General features: G+C 49.0%; 20 protein-coding genes and 4 tRNA genes. 16 read left to right on the top strand and 8 right to left on the bottom strand.

The window, feature by feature from the left end:
• The first annotated feature begins 99 nt into the window (after window positions 1–99).
• The 10 genes from Enr17x_RS27070 to Enr17x_RS27025 all read left to right on the top strand — a co-directional run bounded on the left by Enr17x_RS27070 (window position 100) and on the right by Enr17x_RS27025 (window position 10,434).
• Complete coding sequence (locus tag Enr17x_RS27070; protein ID WP_145313200.1) at window positions 100–1,782, top strand: family 16 glycoside hydrolase; 1,683 nt, start codon at window positions 100–102, stop codon at window positions 1,780–1,782.
• Window positions 1,783–2,244: 462 nt separating this feature from the next.
• Window positions 2,245–3,591 (top strand): Na(+)-translocating NADH-quinone reductase subunit A, encoded by a 1,347-nt coding sequence (locus Enr17x_RS27065; protein ID WP_145313198.1) that lies wholly within the window; start codon window positions 2,245–2,247, stop codon window positions 3,589–3,591.
• Between the two features lie 213 nt (window positions 3,592–3,804).
• On the top strand, window positions 3,805–5,049 hold the full coding sequence (locus Enr17x_RS27060) for an NADH:ubiquinone reductase (Na(+)-transporting) subunit B (RefSeq protein WP_145313196.1): 1,245 nt from the start codon (window positions 3,805–3,807) through the stop codon (window positions 5,047–5,049).
• Window positions 5,039–5,842, top strand: coding sequence for a Na(+)-translocating NADH-quinone reductase subunit C (locus tag Enr17x_RS27055; protein ID WP_145313194.1), 804 nt, complete (start codon window positions 5,039–5,041; stop codon window positions 5,840–5,842). The genes Enr17x_RS27060 and Enr17x_RS27055 overlap by 11 nt, the downstream gene beginning before the upstream one ends.
• A complete protein-coding gene (locus Enr17x_RS27050) occupies window positions 5,842–6,465 on the top strand; it encodes an NADH:ubiquinone reductase (Na(+)-transporting) subunit D (RefSeq protein WP_145313192.1) in 624 nt (207 codons plus the stop codon). Before Enr17x_RS27055 ends, Enr17x_RS27050 begins: the two co-directional genes overlap by 1 nt.
• A 1-nt stretch (window position 6,466) precedes the next feature.
• The gene (gene nqrE / locus Enr17x_RS27045; protein WP_145313190.1) at window positions 6,467–7,078 is read left to right on the top strand and encodes an NADH:ubiquinone reductase (Na(+)-transporting) subunit E; all 612 of its coding nucleotides are present in this window, start codon (window positions 6,467–6,469) and stop codon (window positions 7,076–7,078) included.
• Between the two features lie 45 nt (window positions 7,079–7,123).
• Window positions 7,124–8,347 carry an NADH:ubiquinone reductase (Na(+)-transporting) subunit F gene (nqrF, locus tag Enr17x_RS27040; protein WP_145313188.1) on the top strand — a complete coding sequence of 408 codons (1,224 nt, stop codon included), beginning with the start codon at window positions 7,124–7,126 and terminating at the stop codon, window positions 8,345–8,347.
• Between the two features lie 130 nt (window positions 8,348–8,477).
• Window positions 8,478–9,413, top strand: coding sequence for an FAD:protein FMN transferase (locus Enr17x_RS27035; protein WP_145313186.1), 936 nt, complete (start codon window positions 8,478–8,480; stop codon window positions 9,411–9,413).
• A complete protein-coding gene (nqrM, locus tag Enr17x_RS27030) occupies window positions 9,410–9,640 on the top strand; it encodes a (Na+)-NQR maturation NqrM (RefSeq protein WP_198000829.1) in 231 nt (76 codons plus the stop codon). The genes Enr17x_RS27035 and nqrM overlap by 4 nt, the downstream gene beginning before the upstream one ends.
• 209 nt (window positions 9,641–9,849) lie before the next feature.
• Complete coding sequence (locus tag Enr17x_RS27025) at window positions 9,850–10,434, top strand: Hsp20/alpha crystallin family protein (protein WP_145313184.1); 585 nt, start codon at window positions 9,850–9,852, stop codon at window positions 10,432–10,434.
• Between the two features lie 16 nt (window positions 10,435–10,450).
• On the opposite strand, the gene Enr17x_RS27020 is transcribed toward Enr17x_RS27025, so the two are convergent.
• The 8 genes from Enr17x_RS27020 to Enr17x_RS26985 all read right to left on the bottom strand — a co-directional run bounded on the left by Enr17x_RS27020 (window position 10,451) and on the right by Enr17x_RS26985 (window position 21,567).
• On the bottom strand, window positions 10,451–11,812 hold the full coding sequence (locus Enr17x_RS27020; RefSeq protein WP_145313181.1) for an efflux RND transporter periplasmic adaptor subunit: 1,362 nt from the start codon (window positions 11,810–11,812) through the stop codon (window positions 10,451–10,453).
• 2 nt (window positions 11,813–11,814) lie between these two features.
• Entirely contained in the window at window positions 11,815–14,199 is a 2,385-nt protein-coding gene (locus Enr17x_RS27015) for an ABC transporter permease (RefSeq protein ID WP_145313179.1), read from the bottom strand.
• Window positions 14,199–14,951, bottom strand: a complete 753-nt coding sequence (locus tag Enr17x_RS27010) for an ABC transporter ATP-binding protein (protein WP_145313177.1) — start codon at window positions 14,949–14,951, stop codon at window positions 14,199–14,201. Before Enr17x_RS27010 ends, Enr17x_RS27015 begins: the two co-directional genes overlap by 1 nt.
• Before the next feature lie 39 nt (window positions 14,952–14,990).
• On the bottom strand, window positions 14,991–15,287 hold the full coding sequence (locus tag Enr17x_RS27005; protein ID WP_145313175.1) for a (2Fe-2S)-binding protein: 297 nt from the start codon (window positions 15,285–15,287) through the stop codon (window positions 14,991–14,993).
• Window positions 15,288–15,347: 60 nt separating this feature from the next.
• Window positions 15,348–16,259, bottom strand: coding sequence for a hypothetical protein (locus tag Enr17x_RS27000; protein WP_145313173.1), 912 nt, complete (start codon window positions 16,257–16,259; stop codon window positions 15,348–15,350).
• A 36-nt stretch (window positions 16,260–16,295) separates the two neighbouring features.
• The gene (locus tag Enr17x_RS26995) at window positions 16,296–18,350 is read right to left on the bottom strand and encodes a zinc ribbon domain-containing protein (RefSeq protein WP_145313172.1); all 2,055 of its coding nucleotides are present in this window, start codon (window positions 18,348–18,350) and stop codon (window positions 16,296–16,298) included.
• A 280-nt stretch (window positions 18,351–18,630) separates the two neighbouring features.
• The gene (locus tag Enr17x_RS26990) at window positions 18,631–19,914 is read right to left on the bottom strand and encodes a DUF1501 domain-containing protein (RefSeq protein ID WP_145313170.1); all 1,284 of its coding nucleotides are present in this window, start codon (window positions 19,912–19,914) and stop codon (window positions 18,631–18,633) included.
• Window positions 19,915–19,941: 27 nt separating this feature from the next.
• A complete protein-coding gene (locus Enr17x_RS26985) occupies window positions 19,942–21,567 on the bottom strand; it encodes a DUF1549 domain-containing protein (protein ID WP_145313167.1) in 1,626 nt (541 codons plus the stop codon).
• Between the two features lie 691 nt (window positions 21,568–22,258).
• Here Enr17x_RS26985 and Enr17x_RS26980 point away from each other — a divergent pair.
• The 6 genes from Enr17x_RS26980 (at window position 22,259) to tuf (ending at window position 26,191) form a co-directional block, all read left to right on the top strand.
• Complete coding sequence (locus Enr17x_RS26980; protein ID WP_145313165.1) at window positions 22,259–23,929, top strand: sigma-70 family RNA polymerase sigma factor; 1,671 nt, start codon at window positions 22,259–22,261, stop codon at window positions 23,927–23,929.
• Between the two features lie 457 nt (window positions 23,930–24,386).
• A tRNA-Thr gene (locus Enr17x_RS26975) sits at window positions 24,387–24,459 on the top strand.
• Window positions 24,460–24,544: 85 nt separating this feature from the next.
• Window positions 24,545–24,626 (top strand) — tRNA-Tyr (locus Enr17x_RS26970).
• A 34-nt stretch (window positions 24,627–24,660) separates the two neighbouring features.
• Window positions 24,661–24,731: transfer RNA gene (locus Enr17x_RS26965), tRNA-Gly, on the top strand.
• Window positions 24,732–24,771: 40 nt separating this feature from the next.
• Window positions 24,772–24,844 (top strand) — tRNA-Thr (locus Enr17x_RS26960).
• 150 nt (window positions 24,845–24,994) lie between these two features.
• Window positions 24,995–26,191: an elongation factor Tu gene (gene tuf / locus Enr17x_RS26955; protein ID WP_145313163.1), complete on the top strand. Its 1,197-nt coding sequence runs from the start codon at window positions 24,995–24,997 to the stop codon at window positions 26,189–26,191.
• The last annotated feature ends 22 nt before the right edge of the window (window positions 26,192–26,213 follow it).

Raw genomic sequence — 26,213 nt, 5'->3', positions numbered from 1 at the left:
GTCGAAGGCTATTTCTGACTATATAATATAGCGTCAGAGTCGGCTTTACCTGCCAGTTTCCCCCTTTGCTTACCTGTCACACTTGATTTGAGGAACATTATGAACTCGGGACCTTTAAAACGGCTATTTTGTCAGGCGACACTTTTGCTATTTGTACTGACGGTGGCACTCACCGGCCCCTTGATGGCTTGGGAATCAAAGCAGGAATTGCGGGCAGGAATTATCGGGCTGGATACATCACACGCGATTGCCTTCACTAAAATGCTTAACACGGGAAACCCCGAAGGCGACCTGGCTGGCATTCGAGTCGTCGCTGCTTACCCGCAGGGGAGTAAAGATATTGAGTCCAGCGTTTCCCGGGTGCCTGGTTACACAAAGCAGGTCAGAGAGATGGGGGTCGAAATTGTCGACTCGATTGATGAGTTGATGAAAAAAGTAGATGTGGTTTTTCTGGAAACCAATGACGGACGGCCTCACCTGGAGCAAGCCATTCCCGTGTTTCAAGCTGGAAAGCCCGTTTTCATAGACAAACCCATCGCCGGTTCGCTGACCGACGCCGTCGCGCTCTTCGAACTGTCGCGCAAATACAATACACCGATGTTTTCTTCTTCCTCGTTGCGGTTTTCGAAAGGTGCGCAGCGTTTGAGGAACGGCGAAGAAGGCAAGATTACCAAATGCAGCACGCATAGCCCCTGTTCACTGGAAGCAACACACCCCGATCTGTACTGGTACGGCATTCATGGCGTCGAAACTCTGTTTACAGTCATGGGGCCAGGATGCCAGACTGCTAAGCGGACCGTCAGTAATGCGGACCGGGATGAAGTAGTCGGTAAATGGTCGGGAGGCCGAGAAGGGCAATTCTCGGGCGTTCGCAAAGGGGCTCCCAAAGGTTATGGCGGAACAGCTGTCGGCAAAAATGGCGAAGTGGCTGTGGGAGGATATGACGGTTATAAGCCACTCTTGGTTGAGATCGCGAAGTTCTTCCGTACTGGAAAGCCGCCTGTCAGCGAAGAAGAAACACTGGAAATCTACAGCTTCATGGAAGCTGCCGACGAAAGTAAACGACAGGGTGGTGCTGAAGTCTCCCTGGAGAGTGTGCTCAAGAAGGCAAAGAAAGCAGCACACAAAAAACTGTCAAAGCTCGATCTGGCTGACAGCGGATCTGCTGCCACTGACAACAAGTTATCCGCTGCCGAGAAGGCGGCTGGTTGGAAGTTGTTGTTTAACGGCAAGAATTATAAAGGCTGGAAGTGCAGTAACGGTAAATCTATCGCTGCGCCTATCGAAGATGGTGCTCTGGTACCTTATAAATCGGGCGGTTATCTGGTTGTCTATGACAAGCCATTCAGCGATTTCAAATTCAAATGTGATGTCAAAATGCCGGAAGAATGCAACTCCGGAATTTTCTTTCGTGTTGGAGATCTGAAGAATCCGGTCCAGACCGGCTTTGAAGCACAGGTGCTCAGCGGTAAAGGGACTGGCATGCATGATTTTGGTGCCATTTATGATCTGGTTGCTCCGGCAGCCAACCGGGCCAGTGCACCGGGAGAGTGGACGAATATCGAGATTACCTGTAAAGGACCTCGTGTCAGTGTTGCCGTGAATGGTAAGCTTGTAGCCAGTCTCAATGCGGACGAATGGACCGAACCTGGTAGACGACTGGACGGTTCCAAGCACAAATTTAAAGCGGCCGTCAAAGATTTTCCCAGAGAGGGGTATATCGGATTTCAAGACCACGGACACAAAGTCTGGTATAAGAATGTAAAGTTGCTGGAGCTTTAAGCCGAAACTTAAAATAACTCCAAATTACTTAAAGATACCCGCCATCTGAGAGTCGTGATGCTTTCAGATGGCTTTTTTTATAGATGGAAACAGGGGCACGCGTCAGACTGGCCCTTAAATCTGGTTTCCGTCTTTTCGATTGTGAGGGAATCCTCGCTTGAAGAAGATATCTGCGTTTTTCGCGTCAGGAAATTTTGAAATCATGGTGGGATGCGGCAGCGAACCCCGCTTTTCTGAAACAGAATGGAAAATGATTCAATTTGTTCCTTGCTTTCACTACAAAAAGAGGTGGATGTGTGTAAAATAGCCGCGAAATATTGGGCATAAGTGCTCTTGCGCCTATAAAGAAGTCAAAGCGCAGCGGGAATGTGTCTGTCGGTTTTGTACAGCATTCAGATGGTTTTTTAAACCACATCAGGCGAGTCAGTAAGTAAAACTCGTTGTTTTCAGGTTCATAATTCAATGATTACAATTAAAAAAGGGCTGGATCTGCCGATTGCAGGCGAGCCTTCTGCTTTGATCGAAAACGGGCCGGAAGTTCGATCGGTTGCTCTGATTGGCCCTGATTATGTTGGCATGAAGCCGACTCTGGCTGTCGAAGTCGGTGATACCGTCAAAAAAGGCCAGCTGCTTTTCAGTGATAAAAAGACCGAAGGTGTCATTTATACGTCTCCTGCTGCTGGAAAAATCACCGAAATCAATCGTGGGGCCAAGCGAGCCTTTCAATCAATGGTGATTGAACTGCAGGGAGATGAAGAGGAATCGTTTACCTCTTATGGCGAGGGGGATCTTTCCAATCTAACACGCGAGCAGGTTCAAGAGAATCTGCTGCAATCCGGCTTATGGACCAGTTTACGAACACGCCCATACAGTCGTGTGCCTGTTCCTGGTACTGAACCACATTCCATATTTGTAACAGCGATCGACACGAGCCCTTTAGCTCCGCCACCGGAAGTGATTCTGAGTGAAGAACCCCGCGCGTTTACTCAGGGCTTGCAGGTATTACACACTCTGACTTCAGGGAAACTCTTTCTCTGTAAAGCACCCGGAACCAATCTTCCTGGTTGCGATCTGGATTTTGTCTCGGTTGAAGAGTTTGGTGGGCCACATCCTGCCGGCTTACCAGGGACGCATATCCATTTTCTGGATCCGGTGAGTGAGAAGAAAACGGTCTGGACGATCAATTACCAGGATGTCATTGCCATCGGAAAATTATTTGCGACAGGCAAGCTTAGCACTGAGCGAGTGATTTCCATCGCCGGCCCCGTGGTGAAAAATCCCAAACTGGTCAGAACGATTATGGGGGCCAGTCTGCTGGATTTGACAGAGGGAAATCTGGAAGAAGGCGACAATCGTGTCATTTCCGGTTCTGCGCTGTCTGGGCGTACTGCGGAAGGCCCCTTTGCTTATCTCGGTCGCCATGCATTACAGGTAACCGTACTGAAAGAAGGCCATCATCGCGACTTTCTGGGTTGGATGGGACCAGGGTTCGAGAAATTCTCAATCGTTCCCGTATTTGCTTCTTCCTGGTTGGGCGCAGGGAAAAAGTTTCCCTTTACCACGTCTAGCGAAGGCAGCAAGCGGGCAATGATTCCGATTGGAACTTACGAAAAAGTCATGCCTCTGGATATCCTTCCGACGTTTCTGCTGCGGGCTTTGATTACCGAAGACACCGAGCAGGCAAAAGAACTGGGATGCCTGGAACTGGATGAAGAAGATTTGTCGTTATGCACTTTTGTCTGTCCGGGGAAATATAACTACGGCTCGTTACTGCGTCATAGTTTGACAAAGATTGAAATTGAAGGTTAATGCAAGTCGTGCCCGGGAAGGGCCGGTGCTTGCATAAGAGTCATCTGCAAGTGTGTGATTGTTAGCCTATAAATATATTGTTGAAAGTCGTTAACCCTTGTTGTCAGTGAAACCCGGTTGGTTTTGTTGACAATCGATAGAAATAGTCAAAGTCGGTGGTGGCCTGATTGACTATGTTTCGGGGGTCATCAAACAAGAAAGATAAACCACGAAATGAAGCCGTTACGAAATCTTCTTGATAAGTTACACCCCATGTTTGATAAAGGGGGGAAGTTCGAGAAGCTTTACCCGCTCTATGAAGCACAAGATACGTTTCTCTATACTCCGGGTGAAGTGACACACGAAGCGTCTCATGTGCGTGATTCCATCGATTTAAAACGCATGATGAGTATGGTGATTGTCGCCCTGCTTCCATGTGTCTTCATGGCACTCTACAACACCGGCTATCAGGCCAATGCGGCTATGAGCACGCTGGGCGTTGAATCGGTGCCAGGCTGGCGTGGTTCTGTGATGGCATCTTTGGGTGTCGCCCCTGATGCCAACAGTATGCTTTCCAATCTAGTGCACGGCGGCCTTTATTTCTTCCCGGTTTATATTGTGTGTATGGCCGTTGGGGGGATGTGGGAAGCTCTGTTTTGTATCATTCGTCGGCATGAAATTAACGAAGGCTTTCTGGTCACCGGGATGCTGTTTCCTTTAACATTGCCTCCTACGATTCCACTCTGGCAGGTTGCTTTAGGAATCAGTTTTGGTGTCGTCGTCGGAAAAGAAATATTCGGGGGAACCGGAAAGAACTTCCTAAACCCCGCTTTGACTGCACGTGCTTTTCTCTATTTTGCTTACCCCGCTCAAATCGTGGGAGACACTGTCTGGACTGCCGTTGATGGCTTCAGCGGTGCGACTTCGCTTGGTCAATTGGCGACCGCTAATCCGGAAGTCGGCATGAAAGCAATTACCAACCCGATCGCCGATGGTGGTCTGGGGATTTCCTGGATGCAGGCATACATGGGACAGATTCAAGGTTCCATGGGAGAAACATCCACCTTTGCCTGTCTGCTGGGCGCAGTCTTTCTGATTTTTGCCGGCATCGGTTCCTGGCGAGTGATGGCTGGCGTGCTCGCTGGTTCCATGGGCTTCTCGATGTTTCTGTGGTTGGCTGGCAGCAGTACTAACGCCATGTTCTCCATGCCACCGCAATGGCATCTGGTTGTGGGGGGACTGGCCTTCGGTCTGGTCTTCATGGCGACCGATCCGGTTTCTGCGGCAATGACTGATACAGGACGATGGATTTACGGGATTTTGATTGGTGGAATGACGATCCTGATTCGGGTCATCAATCCGGCGTATCCAGAGGGAATTATGTTGGCCATTCTATTCGGGAATGTCTTCGCGCCTCTGATTGACTACTACGTTGTTCAAGCAAACATTAAAAGAAGGTTGGCGCGAAATGTCGCGTGATTCAATTGGATTCACATTTATGGTATCGGCTGCATTATGTGTGGCCTGCTCAATTCTCGTCTCCGGGGCTGCCGTCGGTTTACGCGGTCGCCAGGAGCTGAATAAAGAGAACGAGCGTAAAAAAAACATCCTCTCCGTGGCCGGTTTGATCAAACCGGGTGAGTCTGCTGATGTCAGACAGATTTATGAAGAGCGGGTGAAAGGCATCATTGTCGATCTGAATACGGGAAAGGTCGTCACCGACGACAAAGAACTGTTCCCAGAACCCGATCAATATGATCAGAAGGCAGCGATCGACAATCCTAAAATGAGCATGGAGATCAAGCCTGAAGATGACATTGCCGGGATCGGACGTCGCGAGAATTATTCGTGGGTCTATCTGATCAATGACGAGAGCGGCAAACTCACCCAATATGTTCTGCCGGTCAGAGGAAAAGGTCTTTGGTCCACCATGTGGGGATTCATTGCACTGGAAACGGATTTAACGACAGTTGCTGGTTTGACGTTCTACGAACAGGGTGAAACTCCAGGTTTGGGTGGCGAAGTCGATAATCCCAAGTGGAAAGCACAGTGGGAAGGCAAAGAGGTCTACAACAAAGAATTCGAACCTGATATTGAAGTCATCAAAGGATCGGTGAATCCAGAATCTCCAAATGCGATCCATGAAGTCGATGGCCTCTCGGGGGCAACAATTACATCACGCGGCGTCACTCATCTACTGGATTTCTGGCTGGGTGATTTAGGGTTTAGACCTTATCTCGAAGGCATTCGAGAAAAGGGGGAAAAGAAATAATGAATTCAAGACAAAAAGAGGTCCTGACCGGGCCGATTTTGAATAACAATCCGATTGCTCTGCAGATTCTTGGGATTTGCTCGGCACTGGCGGTGACCACCAAGATGGAAACCGCACTTGTGATGAGTATCGCGGTGACACTGGTGACCGCTTGCTCGAATGCCGCGGTTGCTTCGATTCGACTACAGATTCCCAGCAGTATCCGCATCATCGTGCAAATGACGATTATTGCCTCACTGGTGATTCTGGTCGATCAGTTTCTGAAAGCATTTGCCTTCGGAATCAGTAAACAGCTTTCCGTATTTGTGGGGCTGATCATCACAAACTGTATTGTGATGGGACGGGCGGAAGGCTTCGCCATGAAAAACGAACCGGGAATCAGTTTCCTTGACGGGATTGGGAACGGACTGGGGTATAGTGCGATTCTGATGCTGGTCGCGTTCTTCCGCGAATTATTCGGATCAGGAAGTCTGTTTGGCGTACAACTCTTGAAGCTAAGTCGTGATGGTGGTTGGTATGAAGCAAACGGCTTAATGCTATTGCCGCCCAGCGCATTTTTTATCATCGGATTTGCCATCTGGGCATTGAGATCGTGGAAGACCGATCAACTGGAGGATGCATAACATGTTTGAACATTATCTGAGCCTGTTTATTAAATGTCTCTTTGTTGAAAACCTGGCGCTGGCATTCTTCCTGGGAATGTGTACCTTCCTGGCGGTTTCTAAAAATGTGAAAACAGCCTTTGGCTTGGGGATTGCGGTTGTCGTGATTCAGACGATTACCGTTCCTGTGAATAACATTATTTATCAGCACCTGTTGAAAAAAGGGGCGCTGGCCTGGGCCGGTTATCCGAATGTCGATTTGACCTTTGTAGGATTGATCTGTTACATCGGCGTGATTGCGGCGATGGTTCAGATTCTGGAAATGACACTCGATCGATATTTCCCCGCACTGTATAACTCTCTGGGGATTTTTCTCCCGCTGATTACTGTAAACTGTGCGATCCTTGGGGGAACGCTGTTCATGGTCGAACGCGATTATAACTTTGCCGAAAGTTGTGTCTTCGGTTTCGGATCAGGAGTCGGCTGGGCTCTGGCGATCGTCGCTTTAGCGGGGGTTCGTGAAAAGATGAAATACAGTGATGTTCCACCTGGCTTACGCGGTCTGGGAATCACCTTTATTACCGTTGGTTTAATGGCGATGGCCTTTATGGCATTCTCCGGAATTCAACTATAAGACGTTTACATATTACTGGTTTTTTAGAGCGGTCAACGTTTAATCATGATTATAGAAATTCTGTTCGGCGTATTGATGTTCACGGGCATTGTATTAGCCCTGGTCGCCATCATTCTGATTGCAAAGTCGAAACTGGTTGCCTCTGGTAATGTGACGATCACTGTTAACGAACAGAAAAAGATCGAAGTTCCCGCAGGAGGTAAGTTGCTGGGAGCACTCGCCGAAAACCAGATCTTTGTTTCCTCTGCCTGCGGTGGTGGTGGAACCTGTGCTCAATGTGAGGTAAAGGTTCTGGAAGGAGGCGGAGACATTCTGCCTACGGAACGTTCACACTTTAATAATCGTGAAGTCAAAGAAGGTTGTCGCCTGTCTTGCCAGGTACCCGTGAAAACAGACATGGATATCGAAGTTCCGCCGGAAGTCTTCGAAACCAAAAAATGGGTCTGCAAAGTCAGGTCGAATGACAACGTAGCGACGTTCATTAAAGAGTTGGTGCTGGAACTGCCTGAAGGAGAAGATGTCGCCTTTAAGGCCGGTGGTTTCATCCAGATCGAAGCACCTCCGCATCATCTGAAATACAGCGAATTTGACATTCCCGATGAATACAAGGAAGACTGGGATAAGTTCAACTTATGGCGTTTCGAATCGAAAGTCGAAGAAGAAACGATTCGTGCCTACTCGATGGCCAACTATCCGGGTGAAAAAGGAATCATCATGCTTAACGTGCGTGTTGCTTCTCCGCCACCCCGTTCGCCTGAAGGAACGCCACCCGGCAAGATGTCTTCCTATATTTTCAATCTGAAGCCGGGCGACGAAGTGACGATCTCCGGTCCGTATGGAGAGTTTTTCATCGCAGATACCGATGCAGAAATGATCTACATCGGTGGTGGTGCCGGTATGGCTCCACTGCGATCACATATCTACGAATTGTTCAAAGAACGTAAAACTGACCGGAAAGTTTCGTACTGGTACGGTGCTCGCAGCTTGCGGGAAATGTTCTATGAAGATGAATTCCGGGCAATTGAAGAACAGTTCCCGAATTTCAAAATGCATATCGCCTTATCGGACCCAATGCCGGAAGATAACTGGGACGGATTGCAAGGTTTCATCCATCAGGTCTTACTGGATGAGTATTTAAGTAAACATCCAGCACCCGAAGACTGCGAATATTATATTTGTGGTCCGCCAATGATGCTCTCTGCAGTGCGGAATATGCTAGACGATCTGGGTGTAGAACCTGAGAACATCAGGTATGATGATTTCGGTTAAGCCAATACAAGTTAGGCTTTGTCGAGCGGCAGTTTTACTGCTGCTCGGTTTAACGCTGACTGGGTGCGAATCAAATCAGAGTGCTTCTGTTGCAGACAAGTTTCGTAAACAGCAGATAGAAGGCCCTACGATGGGGACTTCGTATCATATTACGATCTGCACCTGGCCTGATGATGCGATCAAAAAACAAGAACTCCAGCAGGAAGTCGATCACCTTCTGCAAGAGATCAATCAGCAGATGTCGACGTACATCAAAACGTCGGAGCTCTCACGATTCAATCAGGCCGAGCCAGATCAATGGATCGAAGTATCTCCTGAGGTGGTGACGGTGGTCGATGCCGGTCTCGCTCTCAGTAAGGAGAGTGACGGGGCCTTTGATATGACGGTAGGGCCCTTGGTGAATCTGTGGCACTTTGGTCCTGATCCAGGTAAAAAAACATTACCCGCTGTTGATAAGATAGAAGCGGCTCGGAAGAAGGTGGGTTATCATCACATTGAAGTGCAGCATGAGCCACCTGTGCTGAAGAAGCTGATTCCCGATGTGTATCTGGATCTGTCTGCCATTGCCAAAGGATATGCCGTCGATATGGTGGCGGAGCTGCTTGAGTCTCACTCGATTGAAAACTATCTGGTGGAAATCGGAGGGGAGATGCGGGCACGAGGTCACAATGATCGAGGGCTGCCCTGGAATGTTGGAATCGAAAAGCCAGTCAGTGAAACGCGGGTTGTCCAAAGTGTCGTGCCGCTTTCCAACCTGTCGATGGCGACATCCGGAAATTACCGCAATTTTTTTGAAGTGGATGGCGTCAGCTATTCCCATACCATTGATCCCCGTACAGGCCAGCCTGTGAAGCATACGCTGGCGTCTGTCACTGTGGTGGGAGAAACTTGCATGAACTGTGACGCGACGGCAACTTGCCTGATGGTATTAGGCCCGGAAGAGGGGTATAATTGGGCGAAGGAGCGGAAGATCGCCGCTTATTTCATTGTGAAGACAGAGAACGGCTTTCAAGAGCATTATTCCCCACACTGGCGCGAATTATTGGGAGAGGAAAACAAATTATGATGACGACAGTCTTGTTCGCTCTCGGTATTTTTGTCCTTGCTTTTGCCGGCATGGCCGTAGGCGTAATCTTCAGTAACCGCTGTATCAAAGGTTCCTGTGGCGGTCTCTCCAATCTGGAAGGCGTAGATGGCTGCTCCCAATGTGGCGGCTGTTCTGTTTCCGATCAGAAACAGAATAACGATCAGATTTCCGCCGCCAGTTCCTGTGTCACTGAGGATGAAAAGTAATTCCCAGAGCGGAACTGGTTTCTCGTAATCTGCGGTTTCAAGGTAGAAGTGCTGTGAAAATTTTAAGATTTTTGCTGGCAGTTCGAATCAGATGTGAGACAATAGGAGTATGGTCGATTGGTTCCTGAAAGAACAACGACCTTTTCTGAGTAGGATATCTGAAATTAATTGAAACGAGATACATACATCGATCTCGAGAGGAGACTGTCATGTCAACTGCAGAAAATCATCAAGCCGATCCTGAGCCCGTCCATGTTTCTACGGAAGAAGAAGCCGGCGAACAACCTCAGGCTGAGCAGACGGAGCAAAGTGAAACTTCGGGGGCAGGGGCGCAGAAATCCATTGATCGATTGCGTACTGAGTTCGATAAGCTGTTAGGCATTGCCGTTGAACAGGGCGAGCGCGCATTGGACAAGCTGGGCTTGTTTGGAAATGAAGCGGTCTGGATGCCGCGTGTTGACCTGCTGGAACAGGAAGAACAGGTTCAGGTCTACTTCGATTTACCCGGCGTGACGGCTGAGGAGATCAATATCACCCTGGCCGGAAATATGCTGACCGTAACGGGCACTCGCAGTACGGGAACAACAACGACTACCGGTCAGACTGTGCGGATGAGTGAGCGACCTTCCGGTCAATTTCGCCGTTCGGTTCCCATGCCGGTTGCCGTCGATCCCGATAAAGTCACCGCATCGGTGCAAAACGGAATTCTAAGTGTCCTGCTGGAAAAATCATCGACAGAGAAGCCGCGCCAAATTCCGATCAATAGTGCTTCCGGGGCCGGCTTTGCCTCATAGAAACGTTTGAACTCGCTTACAGGTTTTTAATGAGGTGGACTTCAACCGATTGTCCCGGTGTGAGATTCATACTGGGCGCGACAATCAATCGATCTCCCGCTTGAATTCCTGTAAGGATTTCGGCTTCAAAATCGTTCATCACACCCGGCGCCACGTCTACCAGAACCGTCTTGTGATTTCTGACCAGAAAGGCCTGCCATTGACCGGAGCCGTTACGAAACAGTGTTGATCGGGGAACTTTGACGACGTTTTCTTTTATCTCGGTGTAGATTTTGACCCGCACGCGGAAATCGGTTCCCAGATTCCGTTTCTGCTTTTGCAGCTCTTTCCAGATATTGTTTTCGAAGCTGATGATGACTTTGACTCGTTGCTGCTCGACGCCGAGAGACGAAATTTTGGTGAACCCTTTAGGGTAGATGCGTTTGACTTTGCCTTTAACAATCTGGTTCCCAATCGCCGGTCCTTCGATATCGACGGGAGAACCAATCCGGATATTGCCGACATATTGGGACAGCACATCGACATCCACTTCGAGATCTTCCAGTTGGCCGATTTCCAGTAAGATTTCGCCGGCTGGCAAAGTCCGCTCATTTTCAAAGTTCCTGGTTAAGATCGTCCCGTCTATCGGGCTGTGCATGATGGCCCGCTGTCGGTCACGCTGCAGTTGATCGAATTGTGAGATCGCTTCTTTTTGTTCTTCCTTTAAGACGGCTTCCGAGAGCACCTTCTTCTCTTTGTATTTCAGGATCGAAATTTTCCCGATCTGCATCGCACTTTGAACCGCCTGAAGAGAACGCCAGGTCAAAATGTCTTTCTGGTAATCGATCTCGCTTTGCTTCTTAAACAGATCTGCTTCATTCAGTTCGCTTTCCGAAATCGCGTTTCGTTTCGAGAGCTGATACTTGCGATCAAACTCGGAGCGGGCAAATTCCCATTTGGCTTTGCTGGCTTCCTGCTGTTTGCTCGCAGCCTCAACTGTTAGATCCATCGATTTCAGAAACTCGTCAAATTGGTCCAGGGAGTTGTCTTCCAGACGATTGTCTGCCTGCTCAATGATTTTTTTAGCAAACTGTTCGACACGGTACTTGGCTTTGGCGACTTCTGCGTCCAGATCAGACGTATCCATCTGAGCCACGATTTGTCCTTTGGTCACTTTCTGGTCTTCTTTGACCGTGATCGGCAGGATACGGCCATTCAAGGGCATCGCGATGCGATAGATTCGAGGCAGTGTCGTTTTCGCACGTTCTTCCACGAAGGCTTTGACCTCGCCGGTCTCTGCTACGGTCACGTCAACCGGAAGCGGCGTGCCCGAGAGAAAGTAGGCAGCTCCCAATCCGCAAAACAAGATCACCGTGATGATTATGGATTTTCGGGACATGGTTATTCCTTTACATTTAACGCCGTCAACCAGTCCATCTTCTGGATGGCTCTTTGCACCGGCCAATGTGAAATCAGAGTAAATAATATTCCCAGTAGAACAGTGTAGATCCAGCTCATTGTTCCGATGGTAAAAGGCATGCGAAATAATTCGGTATCGTAGGCAATATTGATGCCCTTCGATGCCCAGTAACCGGCTGGTAAACCGAGCAGAATTCCCGGTAGATTGACGCAGAAACTTTCGCGGAGAAAGATCGACCCCACTTCAGCGGGAGTGTAACCCAAGACACGCAGCGTGGCGATTTCCTGTTGCCGTTCAGAGAGAGAAATCAGCGATGCATTCAAAATGCTGCCGAAGAATATCAGACAGGAAAAGACGATGACGACCACAATCATTACAACCATCTGTTCAACGAGAACTTCCTGTAACTTGTCTTTCTGGTCTCGGATCGAATTAACCGATTGAATTGCGGGGACCTGTTTGAGCTCCCGATAAATTTGCCTTGTGATCGCGGGGCGGGGGTTGGTTTTGAGTTGAACGCTGGTCAGTGAGCTCGATTCCCCCATCAGTCGATTCAGATATTGAAAGTCGGCATATACGGTTAAGCCCAAGTAACTGTCAATAATCTTCATCACCGGGACCTGCCTGGGAATGCGGTCCCCGGAAACCGGAATCATTTCAATGGAGTCGCCTGCCTGAATCTGCAGAATATCAGCGAGTTTGCGCGTAACCAGGATGCCGGTCTGAGGAACTTGCACACGGTTTCCCGCGGTATCACGGGGAACTGTCAGTCGGGCATCACTGAGAATGCCAGTGATGCCGATCTTCTTTTCGTGAATGCCATTTTTCAAGGTGCAACCGACCTGAAACAACGGCTCCGCATAATCGACGCCCGGAATCTGCTGCGATTCATAAAAAGCCGAAAAGTCATGATCGTCTTTGAAGCCGATATCGATGTCGCTTAAAAGCAATTTATCATACTGGAAATTGAGTAGCGCAAAGGCACTGTCATACATCGAGAAAGTCACAAGCAACAGCATCGCCCCGACAGTCGCGGACAGAACCCCTCCCAGTGTGCGCGTTCGATTGCGAAAGATGTCCCGCAGAACCAGTTGCCAGCGAAAGTCGAGTGCATTCCAGAATGCCTGGATTTTTTCCAGTAGAATCCGTCTGGCACGCAGTGGCGGCTTGGGACGCATGGCTTCAGCCGGTGATAAACGCACAACCGAGCGCACGCCGCGAAACGTCCCTAAAACAGCAAAAAAGACACTGATCAGCATGCCCAGCATAATGATGCGCGGATACATCTGGTTTGTGAGTGAGGGAAATTCGAAATAGTTGCGATACTGCGCCGTCATCCCACCAGCCAGCGAATAACCGATGAGCGTTCCGAAGATGCCGCCGGCAATGCCGATCAAAAGACCGAACTGAATGAAATGCAGAAACAGTTCCTGGTTGGAATAACCGATTGCTTTAAGCGTGCCAACAACAGTTCGTTGTTGTTCGGCCATCCGCGACATCAGCAGGTTCAGAGCGAGCGCAGCGACGATCAGAAAGATGGTGGGTAGAATAGTGGCACTGACTTTCAGCCCGTCGATTTCACTTTTTAAAAACCAGTGCGAAGATTGTTGTTCCAGTGGTGTGGTAGAAAATACACCGAAATCATCGAGGTTCAGTTCGAGTTGATCGAGTACCTGACGCACCCGATTTGCACTTTGAAATTCGGGTGCCAGCTGTCCCAGGATCTGATTGGCGGCTCCTTCGAAGCCAAAGACGTCTTCCGCGTACTTGTGTTTCAGATAAAACACCCCGTAGCTTTCCGGTTCCGGCACGAGGCCTCCCGGTCCGATCAAGTAAACGAACTCGGAACTGATGGCAGTGCCGACGATCAGGAGATCCTGCAGGCGATTATTCAGGATTAACTGAATATGATCGCCCGGACGCAGGTTGTGAGCGCGTGCGAAGGCATCGTTCACGATGACCTCCTCCTGCCTCTGGTCGGTAAAGTAGCTACCCTGTTTAATGACGATGCTGTTGATTGGAGCATTTTCATGTTCCGGCAGAGACATTACTTTACCTGAGAGCGGTTTTTCAACGCCCTCCAGCGAAGCCGTCACTTCGAAGGTGATCCGGGGGAAGATATTAATCACGCCGGGAACTTCGGTGAGTGTTGCGAGATCACCAATGGGAACTTTTTTGAGCTCAACCGAAAAATCAGCCATGTGGCATAGCCGATAATAATTTTGCCGCGAATACTCCAGATTGTCGTAAGTCGATGACATGGCAATAAAACACCCGATGCCAACGGCAATGATGCTGATGATCGCCGCCAGAACACCCTTGGCAGCGAATAGCTCACGCACTAATTTTAGGTGCAGGACTTTCATTACCAGGTCACCTGTTGCGCGGCGATGGGGTGTGGGTTGACGTTCGTTTCAGCAATTGTGCCGGAACCAATGCGCACAATGCGTTGCGCCATTTGTCCAATGGCAGAATTATGTGTGATGATGACGACGGTTTTTCCCAGTTCCCGATTCAGATTTCCCAGTACTTCCAGAATCATGCGGCCAGTGGTCAGGTCCAGGGCGCCCGTTGGTTCATCGCAGAGCAATAGTTCTGGGTTTTTAACCAGTGCACGGGCAATGGCAACGCGCTGTTGTTCGCCCCCCGAAAGCTGTGAAGGAAAATGGTCGACCCGAGATGACAGGCCGACGAGTTCCAACGCATCGTCAGGCGACATCGGGGATTCACTAATATCCGCAGCGACGATTACGTTTTCGCGGGCGGTAAGCGTGGGAACCAGATTATAAAACTGGAACACAAAACCGATATTTTCGCGACGGTAACGGGTAAGCTGCTGTTCGTTGAATTGTGAAATGTTCTGATTTTGAAAAAAGACACTGCCTTCTGTCGGGAGATCAATGCCGCCCACGATATTCAGCAGGGTACTTTTACCTGACCCGGACGGACCAACTACCACCAGAAACTCTCCATCATAGATTTCCAAATCAACATGATGCAGCACAGGGACGGAAACATCTCCGATGATATACGTTTTTGAGATGGATTTTAGAGATAGGAGAACCGGGCTCTCGCCAGGAGTATGGGGTTGAAGTGCGTCAGCATCAGGAGCAGGCATGGTCGTCATCTCTGAGCAGATTATCGTTGGTCGCTGGGATCAAGCAGGGGGAGTCCCTTTGCCACTTTGAATGTACTGATCTCTCTGACGGGCGTATTCCTCAGCGGTGATTATCTCGTCTTCCGTCGTGTTTGTCTTACCCGACTCGGATTCGCCGGTTTTCTCGAACTCGGAAAAATATCGTTTTAAATAAGGTACGCACCAGCCACAGCCTGTGCCGGCCCCGCCACATTCACTCAACTGGCTGGCGCGCCGTGGGCGGTGAATGCGGAGATGGTTGATGATTTTCCGTTTACTGATATGAAAACAGTAACATACTTTGTCGTCGAGTTTCACGGTGATTTCTTATTTCTTCTAGAATCAATTCAATGAAAGAGAAAATGGTTCTCGCTGATTTCAAGGCGATGTCATTCTCTGAATGTGAATCTTATTTGATTTCACTGAATATGTCAGGGCACCTTTGCTTAATATCAGTGTTAATAATTTTTCCAGAGTCGTATTTTTGCGCGAGACAGAGACAGCCGTTTCCATCAATTGCGGGTCATCTTTGATGTTTTCTGCGAATTGAAATTCCGTGTCCAGCATTTCTTCAATTTGGGCGATGAGTATTTTCAGTGGAATTTCATCCGGCTGGCGGAATTCCACAATGGGAATCTGCAGTGCGAGGATGACGTCTGTTGCGGGTGCCGGAAGGGGAGCAGGCGGGAGCGGCTTCTGTGCAATCAGAGGGGGAATGTCTTCCGGTATGGCGGCGATTAATTTGCGTTCGTTATCGACGGGAACTGCTTTGACAGAATGATCTTCTGCTAGAGGCTGTTGCAGTTCCAGTTCAGGCTGTGGATCGGATAGCTGTTTCTCTACCACAGGTTGAAGTGGCGCAGCAACCTTTGTGGCGGTGGAGCCTCCTGATTCAATAGAATCGTCAGAGTGTGTTTCTGAAACAGAGGCAACCTGTTCCTCCGTTTGTGTAGTCTCAGAAGGAAAACGATCCAGCAGCATCATCAAAAGAATCAGGAACGCGCCGGTGCCCGCGACAATCCAGGACATCAAAACGGGGCTGGCGATAAGAAACGCGCCGCCACGTTGTAATGTCTTCAAACCGGAACGCACTTTGTGGGAAAAGGGGGGGGAGCTTGGACGGTCTGGTGACGTAGAAACCTGGTGAATCGTCCATTGGCCGTCGGGTGTCTGTTTCAACTGAAGTGGTTGTTCGCAATCGGGGCAGGCAAACGCAGAATCACCCAGCTGCCTGCTGCGCATTCTCAGCAGAGCCTGGCAGTGGGGGCATTGAAAGGTGGTGACATCCATCAGCGATCACCTTTGGGTTGAATCCGACGTGGAACATTAATTTTTGGGCGGAAACTCAAATTGCTTCAGATTATTTTGCTTAGCATAAGGTTTACTGGTGATTGTTGCCGTTTTTTTGGCTTCATCAATGACCAGGCACATTTGATCCTGATCTTTGACATTGAAAATGGCTTGAATCGCATCCAGTCCGGAAACCATGCCCATGTTCATCGTCTGGGGCATGTTTTTGGTATAGCCAACAAGCTTGAGCGCTTCCCCTTCGAGAATGATGTTGGTTTTTGTCTCATCTGCGATATAAGCAAATACTTCCTGAAGTGGCATGCGGCGGAAATCGACGTCGACTTTGTGCTTCAAACGATCCACCACTTTGTCAGGCAACTTAGGTCCAGCAGAAGGCTTGGGTTTCGCTTTGGCGGAAAAATCAGTTCGCGTTGATTCATCCCATGTCAGCAAGCTGGCTAATGCCAGATTTGGCGCCGCTCGTTCGGGTAAAGAACTGGTTAACTGTGCATAACGGTCTCCGGACTGCTGCTGATTCGCCATACTGAAGGCTTTAAGCATGGCGGGGAATCGGCCAATGACTTTACGGCTGCCGACGGTTCCCGGATTCATTTTTTCCACCCCTTCCAGCATCTCGTGAGGAAGTTGATCCAGCCGTTGCTTTAAATTGTTTGCCAGTTTCGGAGGCCGAATCATAGTGGTGTTGCGGAATGTCATTTCTGAATAAAAATCGTCCTGTCCCAGGTGCATGCTCCAGGCGACGGTTTCGACGTCATCCCCGACCCAGTTCAGTAAAAGGTTCAAAAAGGGATGTGCTTTATCCGGAATCAATACATCCTGCTGGCGGCGGACTTCATCAGGATCGAAGACAACCGTCAGATGACGGTCGCGGTCGGTCTGCTTCAGAATGGATTCGATGCCAGGTGACGTACTGCTTTCATATTCTAGCGCTTCTGCCATTTCCGTCGCACGAGACTCCCCGGGGGGACCGATTACATAGGTGTTTTCATCCACGATCATGTAAGAATGTTTGTCACCAGCGTAGACGGGGAAACTGTAGTCATCCAGTCTTTGGCCGTCGAATTGGGTGATCAGTTCCGAGCGTTTAACAGGTTCAGTTGTTCGAACGACTGCTGCGTACTCCGGTGGTGCGCCGGGGCTTCCCAGCATCAGACAGAATGTGAGTTCTTTGATTTGTGACGGATCTCGGAGACAGATTTCTTTGATCTTCTGCTCGGCCCAGATACCAATTGGTCCTAGACAGGCACGAAATTCTTCTCCTTGAGAACCAGGAGCCCAGAGTTCGGCTGGTCGCAAATGAAACAAGACGCGGGTACCCGCGGGAACGTACAACAGCCGGATCGGTTCTCCCGATGTAGGACTGGGGATTTTTTCCTGAGTCTGACTCATCTGTGCGGGAGGCAGCACTGGTTTGGCGGGTACCGAGTTCCTTTGTGTGGGAGTCGGGGGTTTTGCGGTGATGGTTTGCTCGACCCGCGACCAAGCAAAAAACGCACCAACGCCGATCACAAGGATCAGTGCCAATCCAATGAGTATCGACATGTTTCGCCGTTTGGCATTTTTTCGCCTCAGTTCGCGGAGACGCGCCACGCCGGCGTGATCTGTGGACTCCAATGCGATATTTGGAACCGCGGGATCGGATGCATCTGTGTTGATGACGGTCGCGGCCGGTTTCACTGGTTTTGAATCGCCCGGTGATGTTGTATCGATTTGCGCGAACGTATCCGGTTTTTCAACAGGAGGCGTAAACGCCGCGGGTTGGGGCGCTACTGGTTCATCGGGAATCCACTTGGCTGAGGTCCCGACAACGGGAGTAGCAGGTTGTGCCAACTCGATTTTGACTTCTTCATTTTCACTTTGCGGAGGCGTTTGGGGATGAGCAGGATTAGTTTGCACTTGTTCAGAAGGTGCTGCTTCAACTGTCTCCGGGATCGCAGGTTTGGTGATGGGAAGTTTCAAGACGAATGCATGCTTGCAGTTGGGACAGCGCGCTTTCTTGCCGAGCAGACTTTTATCTCGGAGTTTGAGCTTTTTTTTACATTGGGGACAAGGGACAGCAATGCTTGTCATGAATCTGCCTGTTTGAGTACTATTTTCTTAAGGTGAATCGTGGTAAGGATTAAAGTGAGAGCATGTCACCACATGCTGGAGCAGCACTTTCCTTTATCATACGTTTTGCCAAGGAGTACTGCCAAGTCTTTTTGAGGCTTGTTTTGGATTAAGGACGGTTTCCGAAAAGGAGACAGGTAGCAGGGCAATCGCCTGACAGCGTAAGAATCATCGAAAATGATAGCGAGAGGTTTGGTATGGTGGTCTAATAGAAAACGGGCTTGCAGTTCATTGGGAGAAATCAGCCAAAGAGGCCTTTAATCACAGTGCCGCTTTCCACCAGTTTCACGGGCCGTCCGATGGGGGTGTGTAATTCCATATCGGCGTTGATTTTCATGGCATGACACATGGATCGGAATAGGTCATCCACTTCAACCGGGGAATCGACGATTTCCTGGCCATTCTCATCGGTTTTTCCAATGACTTGTCCCCCCTTAATACCGGCTCCCGCCATGAGTAAATTGAAGTTTTTGACCCAGTGGTCACGACCGGGAACGGGGGGGCGTGCATTGATTTTAGGGGTGCGTCCAAATTCACCCATGCAGAGTACCAGAGTTTTATCCAGCAACCCGCGCTGTTTCAGATCGATCAGCAACTGGGATAAGCCTTGGTCGACATCAGGGGCACGACGCTCCATTCCTTTGAACACGTTGCTGTGCATGTCCCAGCCTCCACTGCGCACTTCAACAAAGGGAACGCCCACTTCTACGAGCCTGCGTGCTACCAGCAGGCCTTGTCCCAGTTGCGATTTCCCGTAGGCTTCTTTCATCGTCGTCGGTTCATTGTCGAACTGAAATGCCTTCAGACGGGGTGACAGCATCATCAGGTTCGCTTTCTGGTATAGCTTACTTTGCTCTTTAACGAGTGCTGCTGCACCGGCGTCCGCAAAGTCACTTTCCTGCTGACTTAATAACGCAAGTCTGCGTTGCTGCCGCGAGGTGGGGGTGTTGTTGAAGACATTGTCCGGAAGCTGGCCGGGTCGATCGATAATAAACGGTGCTACCTGAACTCCTAGAAAGCCCGAGCTCAGTGTCTGGCCGATGCTGACAAAGTTAGGGATATCCGATTGGGGGTCACCGATCTCTTTGGCGACGACCGAACCGAAATGGGGGAACTTTTCAATACCCAGCATGCGGTGACCGGTATGCAGGTGGTAGGTGCCGCGTTCATGGGCGGCTTCTTTGCCGGTTATGGAACGAATGACGGCAATGTCGTTCATGACAGACGCGATCTTGGGCCAATAATGAGCGATTTCAATTCCGGGAGACTGGGTTGTGATTTTCTTGGTTTCGCCTCCATTGGGTGTCCCCGGTTTGGGGTCCCAGGTTTCCATCTGGCTGGGGGCACCTGCCAGCCAGACCAGGATACAGGAGCGGCCTTCCTTTTTCAGTTCGGCTGCGTTTAAGCGGAACTGGTTCAACAGCGCAGAACCGGTGATTCCCAGCGAAGCGGATTGCAAAAAACTTCTGCGGGAGACCCCGCCGCGACGATTCAAATTCAGATGTAAGATCGCATCTGCATGCATATGATGTTTCCTGTGAACTAATAATGGCTAGCGCTTCGTGCGAAATTCAGTGGAATTGACGAGGACCCAGATCAGGTCGTCAATGGCCTCTTCACGATTTGCCGATTCATTCAAATATTCAATATTCCGCTGGACTTCCTGCTCTGTGGCGTGTCTGGCCAGCACGTTCAGATACAGTGTCTGTACCAGTTCTTCGTTTGAGTTGATCTTAATTAACTTTTGCTTGAGTTCGCTCTGGGAGAGTTTGGATTGCAATGTAGTGTTGTTCATCAAAAGCAGTGCTTGTTGGATCGAACCTTCAAGTGCCCCTTGGGGCAGCGAGGGGTTTATGTCAAAAACCTGCATGATTTCCTGGTGTAGTTTTTTGTCGTGTCCTGTTAATTTTTCAACCGAGGCTGCGACAACGTCCGGACGCAATCGGGAAGGCCGAACAGCGGTAAACAGTTCTGATGTAGAAGACATGGTCCGCATTTCGCGCTGATAGATATTCGAGTTCATAATCAATCGAAAAACCCATTTAGGGTCAAAGTTTTTATAGCGGAAATTGGCAGCGATCCGATTGACGACTGGCTTGTGAATCACATCACTGTCAGGCCCCAGACTGTCGACATCGTAGAATCCATCACCGATGAGTTCGCTCCAGATGCGGTTCACATATGCACGTGCAAACCAGTAATTTTTCGGGTTGTAAGCCAGGTAGGCGGCGATGGAAACGCGCCGGGCGTCGGACTTCATTTTTTCGTGTGGTTTCTCTCCCAGCAGAAAACGGGGTTTAACGACGGTTTTGACCGTCGGATCATCTGCGTCAGGCATTTTGTAGGTGTAGGGATGAAAAAAGGCAGCGAGTTCATGAAATTGCTCGCGTTTCCAGTTATCAAACGGATGGTCATGGCATTCTGCGCATTTGATGCTGATGCCCATAAAGATACGCGCTGTCTGGGAAGCGAGTTCGGTCGATTTATTTTCACAAGCCAGTACAAAATTATTAGGACCATACTTCTGACCATAATCATTTCGTACGGCTTTGTTACGCTGTGGCGTTGCCGAAATCAGCATAACGGTAATGTAATCCCAGGGAGCACCTTTGTGGAATTGCTCTGCCAGCCAGTCCTCCAGTGCTTGCGGGTTGACCCGATTTTTGTTGGCGACACTGTCATAAAAAATGACCGAGGTCCAGTATTTGGACCATTTACGTGCGTATTCATTGGTCTCCAGTAATTCGTCAATCAACGCGGCTCGTTTGTTTCTATTTTGACTGGAAAGAAACGATTCGATTTTTTCTGGCGTGGGAAGAGTTCCTGTGAGATCAAGATAAACGCGGCGAATAAAAGTTTCGTCATCTATGGTCTTGGCGAAAACTGCCTGTGACGTTGGACCTAGTTCCTGCTCCAGAGCTTGATCCAGGTCAGCGGAACTGAAGCTGATACTACGGGCAATGCGGCGCGTAGGCATTGTTGACCGGATATATCCCAGTAGCTGCATCTTCTGTTCTTGTGTTTTGAGAGGAGGGAGATTGAGCGGAGGGGCTTTCTTCTTCGCATTTTTTCTGGGAGCAGCGGCTAAAGTTGTCGGAAGAAACAGACAAATCAATGTGATGAAAACGATCCATTGACAGGGTCGGAATGAAGAACTTTGACCACGCTTCAACATCATACGATCCGCTATTGAAAGAGAGATTCGGAGATCCGAATAGAAATGCGTCAAATGAAGCAATTGTGTTTGTCGTATTGTAGTTAAGAAATGAGTCGTAAAGACAATAACTCCAACTCGAAGCTGAGAGTCTTAACTTTAATTACATTAATGGTATCTGCAGTGAGACAAAGGTAAATAGAATTTGATGGATTCGATCCAGGACTGACTGAATTATTTAGTCAGTTAGTGATTTATGTTCATGAGGATGGGGGGCTCTAGAAACGGACTGCTTTAAGTGTACATTTTGTTTGACAGGCGTAGTTTAAATATGTATACTATTTTTGTGGTGGTGGCGAGATCCGGAAATGTGAGCTATTTCACACAAATTTATTTCTAAGAAGGGGGGGTTTGGACCGAATCATAGTTTGTTTTATGGGTTTAATCAGGAGAGAGGCCCCAATTCTTATTTTAAGGTCATGACCTGTAAAGTTAAATATATTTATAGTTTAGCGTTTATTTGGTTAGAAGTTTTGGTGGGCTGATTTCAATCTTTTGGTGGAAATGCGAGATGTTTGACTAAAATTATTTACGTGTGAACTTTTTCTTCTCAAATTCGTCTATTAATGCGTACTAATGACAGAACCTGGAGAGGGCACATGTGATGGACACTGTGGTTACTGGGGAGAGTCAAAAACATTGAGGGTGGGAAGTCATGATCAGTTCAAAATATAACAATCCGGCGATGAAGCAGTTGGCAGAGCAGCAGGTGAAGTACGCACCGCGCGAGGTGAAGCTTGAGCAAATCAGCCGCGCGGAGATACTTCTATCTAATATTGAGCAGGAGCAGGATTATCCTTATCCGGACCTCTGTAAGGAAATCACAACATACCGATCGGAAATTTACCCGGATCTGGTGATTTCCGGCGCGGATGTTCTGCATGATTTACGTTGCTTTATTGAAGACCTGTCTGACAGCGCAGAGATTAACGTAGACGATGTCGATGAGGAGGTTCTGACGGTCCAGGATCTCAGTAAAAAGTTCAATATTTCCACGAAGACCGTTGATCGTTGGAGAGACAAAGGTTTGGTCAGTCGTCGTTTTCGGTTTAACGGCCGGAAACGGGTTGGTTTCCTGAAGTCGTCAGTGGATCGTTTTCTACAGAAGAATCGCGGTCATATCACACGCAGCATGAATTTCAGTCAGCTGAGTGATGAAGATCGTGAAGAGATTCTGCGTCGGGCGCGGCGTCTGGCTCGGTATGGAGGGTGTCCTGCTGAGATCAGTCGACGGATTGCGCGGCACATGAATCGTTCGCCGGAAACCATTCGCTACACTTTGAAAAATTTTGATCGGGAGAACCCGGAGTTGGCTATATTTCCGAATGCTCCAGAAAAAATTACAGAGCAACAGAAGCGTGATATTTACAACACGTTTCGACGTGGAATTCCCGTCGAAAAGCTGGCGCGTCGTTACTGTCGCACTAAGGCCAGTATTTATCGCATCATTTCCGAAGCCCGGGCTGCACGTCTGCATGCCCAGACGATCGACTACATGCACAGTGATGAGTTTGAACAACCGAACGCCGACAAGGTGATTCTGGGGCCGCCTCCGGAAGTGGATAAGTCGAACGAAAAAGTTCGCACTCCGCCCGGGTTACCCCCGTATCTGGCAAGCTTGTATTCAATTCCATTGCTGACGCGAGAAGAGGAAGCCTACTATTTCAGAAAACTGAATTACCTGAAATACAGGGCATTTCAGATTCAGGAAAATCTGGATCCTAATCGACCCAAAGCGCGAGACATGGATCAGATCGAAAAGTTGCTTGATGAGAGTACCGATGTGAAAAACTTTTTGATCCGGAGTAACCTGCGACTGGTGGTTTCAATTGCCAAGCGTCATATCAGGCCAGGAAACAACTTCTTTGAAATGGTCAGTGACGGCAATATGTCGCTGATTCGTGCAATCGAGAAATTTGATTACACAAAAGGGAACAAGTTTTCTACGTATGCCAGCTGGGCGATTATGAAGAATTACGCACGTTCGATTCCCGCCGAGTACAAGGTGCTCGATCGGTTCCGAACGGGTAATGAAGAATTATTCTTTCAGTCTACCGATGAGCGGGAAAGCCAGTACCGTGAGGAGCTGATCAACCAGAAGCAGCATGCTGTGATCATGAGTATTCTGGATCAGTTGGATGGGCGCGAAAAAGATATTCTGATCTATCGCTATGGTCTGAATGCTCGCAATGAGCCTCAGACACTTGAACAGGTTGGTGATCGTTTTGGAGTGACCAAGGAGCGGATCAGGCAGTTAGAGTCTCGTGCTCTGAAAAAATTACGGAGAATTACACAGGTAGAACGAGTTGAAATTCCGGGAATTTAAATCAGGCTGATCAAGACCGGTTTTTCCGGTCTTATTAGTGAGTTCTCCCCTTGAACAGGCATGGTTCACAGAGCCATGCCTGTTTTTTTGTGACTTCCCTGAATACCGATCTTTACTGTTGTGAATCGGTGGCTTGGGTGAATGCTGCTTTTGTTGTTGGTTTTCTTGAACTTAGAGGCAGAAATTGTGTCTTATCACTCATGTAGACGAAATCAGCCTTCTCTATGATGGAAAACAGACTGCGTTGAGATGGAAAATCAAAGACCACATAGGCATACAGCATTAAGAAAAGATAACATTTTTTGGAATCAGCCAGTCGTTCACACTTGCAAGCAAGTGCCTGATTGCTATATTGAGCTGCTTACTGAGTTTCGGCGGGGAAAGTACCTCTTTAGCCAAGCGAGTCGTTCAGGTTGCATGAGGCTTGAAGCCTGCTAGCTTAGTTTTAGTTTGACAGGCTAGCGTAGCTCAATCGGCAGAGCATCGGTTTTGTAAACCGAAGGTTGTGGGTTCGATTCCCACCGCTAGCTCTTTAGCCTGGAGTTCTGAGCCCTTCTTTTTGTTTAAAGTGGGTTCAGTGAACGGCTTATGATATCCAGCTTCGGCTGGTTGGGAGGGGGAATTCCCGAGCGGCCAAAGGGGTCAGACTGTAAATCTGATGGCTATGCCTTCGCAGGTTCGAATCCTGCTTCCCCCACTTGAGGTTGGAAAGTTGACTGAGTCACGGTTTTGCGGGTGTAGCTCAATGGTAGAGCCCCAGCCTTCCAAGCTGGTTGTGAGGGTTCGATTCCCTTCACCCGCTTTTTGATATAAACATGTTTTGTTGTTAAAAGACAGAAAATGCTGCTGTGGCTCAGTTGGTAGAGCGCGTCCTTGGTAAGGACGAGGTCATGGGTTCAAGTCCCATCAGCAGCTTTTTTGAGAGAATTAAAATGTGGTTTTCAGGAGGTGTGTGCCTCTTGCGTGCGAGGGGTGACTCCTGTTTTTACCTCGCTATTTGTTTTGTTGGTTTTATTGTTTGGGTTTGGTTGTGTGCCAGGCCTGAAAAAGGGGTTTTAAAGAGAGATGGCTAAGGAAGTCTTTGAGCGAACAAAGCCGCACGTAAACGTAGGTACGATTGGACACATCGACCATGGTAAGACAACCCTGACAACCGCTTTGCTGGCAGTGCAAAGTGAGAAGGGTCTTGCCCAGATGAAGAGTTATGCTGATGTTGCGAAGGGGGGGACCGTTCGTGACGATACCAAGACTGTGACAATTGCAGTGAGTCACGTGGAGTACGAAAGCGAAACTCGTCACTACGCTCACATCGACTGTCCTGGTCACGCTGACTATATCAAGAACATGATCACCGGTGCTGCCCAGATGGATGGTGCCATTCTGGTGGTTTCTGCTGCTGACGGCCCGATGCCTCAGACGCGTGAGCACATTCTGTTGGCTCGTCAGGTGGATGTGCCTTCTCTGGTCGTCTTTCTGAATAAGTGTGACTTGGTCGACGATGAAGAATTGCTCGAACTGGTTGAAATGGAAATTCGCGAGTTGCTGACCAAGTATGGTTTCCCAGGCGATGACATTACCATCGTACGTGGAAATGCGAAGGGTGCACTCGATAATCCTGCTGACCCAGAATACAACGCCTGTATTGGTAATCTGATGGATGCTCTCGATGCAGACATTGCTGCTCCAGAGCGTGAAGCGGATAAGGCGTTCCTGATGGCGATTGAAGATGTGTTCTCCATCGCTGGCCGTGGTACAGTGGTAACTGGCCGTATCGAGCAGGGTAAGATTACTGTTGGTGACAAGGTAGAGATCGTTGGTCTGCGTGATACGCAGGAAACGACTTGTACCGGCGTGGAAATGTTCCAGAAAACTTTGAATGAAGGTCTGGCTGGTGACAACGTAGGTATTCTTCTGCGTGGTACCAAGAAGGAAGACGTGGAGCGTGGTCAGGTATTGGCTGCTCCCGGATCCATTCCTCCGCACACCAAGTTCGAAGGTCAGGTTTACGTCCTGAGTAAAGAAGAAGGTGGTCGTCATACTCCGTTCTTCAACGGTTACCGTCCTCAGTTCTACTTCCGTACAACTGACGTGACTGGTTCTACAACATTGCTGGGTGGTGCAGAGATGTGTATGCCTGGTGATAACGTGGAAGTTGAAGTTGAGCTTGGTAAGCCAATCGCTATGTCAGAAGGTAGCCGTTTCGCGATTCGTGAAGGTGGTCGTACCGTTGGTTCTGGTGTTGTTACCAAGATTGTTGAGTAGTTAAGAGACGCTGCTTTTTGTG

Origin of the sequence: Gimesia fumaroli (genome assembly GCF_007754425.1) — a bacterium.
Lineage (GTDB): Bacteria > Planctomycetota > Planctomycetia > Planctomycetales > Planctomycetaceae > Gimesia > Gimesia fumaroli.
This window is presented reverse-complemented; position numbering and strand designations above follow the sequence as displayed.